Consider the following 2585-nt stretch of genomic DNA (forward strand, 5'->3'; position numbering starts at 1 on the left):
ATGAGTTGGTCCAAATCGGGATCGGTAGCTCTTGCATCAGTTATCTCCCTGCACTTAAACAATGAGCAGGAACTGTGGTGTTCTAAAGACACCCTCTCATTCACGTGGGCTGCATGAGTCTGATTGCTATTGCACAGGTCGCAGAATGTTAATGAGAACATGAGGGATTTAATAATTAACAATACGGGTGGTGACTGTCTCGACAGTATTATTGCTATGGTTGCTGTTTTTCGTTCTATAAACAATGCAGCATTCTTTACTATGGGAAAAGAAAAGCCTTACAAAGAAGAGGGTTACATTTATGTGTAAGGGGTGCTTATCTGTATGCTACAAGTAACAGCTGCCATCCTCATTAAAGACAATAAGTTACTAATTGCCAAAAGACCAGCCGATGATAAACTACTAATAAATGGGAATTTCCTGGCGGTAAAATTGAAGATGGGGAAACTCTTGAAGAGTGTCTACAAAGGGAACTTTATGAGGAATTCGGAATCAAGGTCATAGTTAAAAATTATTTTTGCAACAGTATTTACACTTATCCTCATACAAAAATCGAACTTCTTGCATTTTTTTGTAGAATGGGTATCGGGAATTAAATTATTTAGATCGTCAGTTAATTAGAATACATGAGGACATTGTTGTTTCTAAAAGACCAAAACAGATCAATTATATAAAGTGGCATCGTGAAAATATTTTCAAAAAATAGTCGATATGTTGTTTTATTGCTGCTCTGGAGGTGTTAGTGATTGAGTAAATATGGACAGGCTGCTATTGAAGCAGTTGAGTTGTTAGAAAACTGTTATTCTCTTGACCCTAGGAGACTGTCCCAAAAACGCATTTTTGAAGCAGAACGTCCCTGGATAGCTTTTAACAAATCCCATTTAGTGGGAACCAGAAGATATTATGAATCCAAAATGGGTTTATCAGCAAGGAAAACAGCCAGTTTTACAGTAAAAATCACCCCATTCCTGTCAAATTACCTTTAATTACCAGTCAAAGTACACACTACCCCCTTGCGCTAAGTTGTGTTTACTGCAGCTGCCGGCTCGACATTCTCAGTATTGACCATTTTTTCCAGGTAACGCACGACCGTCCGGAAGTTATGAATAACAGCATGAACCATCAACTGGAAGCCGGTTTTCTGCTTTCCGTAATAGCGGGCATTTCTGGCACCGTTCACGGTCTGGTTTTCAATCACCCGTTCCACGCGGGGGCGCAGCCGATACTCTTCTTTAAAATCAGGAGTTTCCTGCTCCCGGCGTGCTTTCTGTAAAATTGCTTCGTGTTCATGAATGACAATGACCCTACCGTTTTTTGCGGAAGTGCATTGGGAACGCAAACTGCATTCGTTACAAGTAGTAGCCGCAAACTTGTGGGAACCTGCTTTTTTGAGTTTGATCGTATGATTCGCCGGACAGGTTATGGTATTGTTTTCCAGGTCAATTGCGAATTCATCTTTTGTAAAATGCCCTTTGGGATTGGTTGCCGGAGGCACCTTCGCTACGAGTTCAATGTTGCGCTCTTGCATGTCGATTCTCATCTTTGCGCCACCGTAAGCGGTGTCACCGCTTAGTTTGTTTAGCGGTTCTGAAATGTTTTCGGCCCGCTGGTCAAGCAGTTCTTCTATAGCTCCGCTGTCTGCTACATTGGCTGCGGTTACCGCTGTAGCTGTAATCAGGCTGTGGTCTTTTCCACCGGCAAGAATGTGACCCTTGTAACCATCGCTTTTTTGGCTGGATGTTTTTCTGCCATGCCTCATCTCCGGGTCGGTTACAGAAATGATCCGGTCTTTGCAGGTTTTTCGGGCAATCTGAATATTCCCGTCTTTTTCTTCTACATCCTGCTCAGAAACCAGCTTTAACAGTGCTGTTGCACTTTTTAGCTCTTCGGAGATTTGCGGAAAAGCACATATATATTCATTGAGCCTGCGGGCATCTAAAACCAATACCTCAATCAGCTTTTGTTTTTCTGTCTCGTCGTTCCAGTTAATCTTGGGCTTCCCTATGTAGTCATATGTATTGTACTGAAGCAGTTCTTTAAGACTTAATTCATCTTCTTCAACAGCGGTTTTCAAAACCAGGTTCACCGCTTTGATTATAAGTGTATATGTGTCCCGACGGGAGGTGGCACCGGCAACCATAAAGGAGTCCACAAGGTCCGAGTCGCAGCCTTCGAACATACCTGATTCAACTGCATCCTGAAGAGTTTTTTTGAGGTACTTTCGGATAATCTTGTCTTCCATGAATATTTGGTGATGGCGGTTTAAGGTAGAGCGGGTCAGAGTATATTCCGGTGACCGGCTCAAGCCCAGGGCATATTTGGCCCGGTCATCGAACATGGCCACTTCCGGCATTTCTCTATAGCTGTAGCCCTTGTGGAGCATGATAAACATGGACAAAAAAGTTATTTGCGGTGGTATTGAGCTCCTGCCTGTGGTGCAGGAAAAAAGATGGGCAAAGTCATCACCATGAACGTTTTCCTCTGACCACACACGCAGATGATACCAAAACGATTGCTTCGGGATCTTATTAAACCACCCGTCCATGTCTGACATGTTCAACTGAGGGTTCATCCTTCCCATCATC

4 protein-coding genes are annotated in these 2585 nt (G+C 43.0%); 3 read left to right on the top strand and 1 reads right to left on the bottom strand.

The window, feature by feature from the left end:
* The first annotated feature begins 324 nt into the window (after positions 1–324).
* The 3 genes from Q7J27_02660 to Q7J27_02670 all read left to right on the top strand — a co-directional run bounded on the left by Q7J27_02660 (position 325) and on the right by Q7J27_02670 (position 986).
* Positions 325–504, top strand: a complete 180-nt coding sequence (locus tag Q7J27_02660; GenBank protein ID MDO9528042.1) for a hypothetical protein — start codon at positions 325–327, stop codon at positions 502–504.
* Positions 432–596, top strand: coding sequence for an NUDIX domain-containing protein (locus Q7J27_02665; GenBank protein ID MDO9528043.1), 165 nt, complete (start codon positions 432–434; stop codon positions 594–596). Before Q7J27_02660 ends, Q7J27_02665 begins: the two co-directional genes overlap by 73 nt.
* Positions 597–746: 150 nt before the next feature.
* Positions 747–986, top strand: a complete 240-nt coding sequence (locus tag Q7J27_02670; protein MDO9528044.1) for a hypothetical protein — start codon at positions 747–749, stop codon at positions 984–986.
* Between the two features lie 32 nt (positions 987–1018).
* Here Q7J27_02670 and Q7J27_02675 read toward each other — a convergent pair.
* Positions 1019–2585: transposase (locus Q7J27_02675; protein MDO9528045.1), on the bottom strand; the 1567-nt coding region annotated here is incomplete at its 5' end.

Source organism: Syntrophales bacterium, assembly GCA_030655775.1.
GTDB lineage: Bacteria > Desulfobacterota > Syntrophia > Syntrophales > JADFWA01 > JAUSPI01.

What these genes read in the sequence shown, in the direction of transcription:
- Q7J27_02660 (MDO9528042.1), top strand. Translation starts at nt 325, where the DNA reads ATGCTACAAGTAACAGCTGCCATCCTCATTAAAGACAATAAGTTACTA.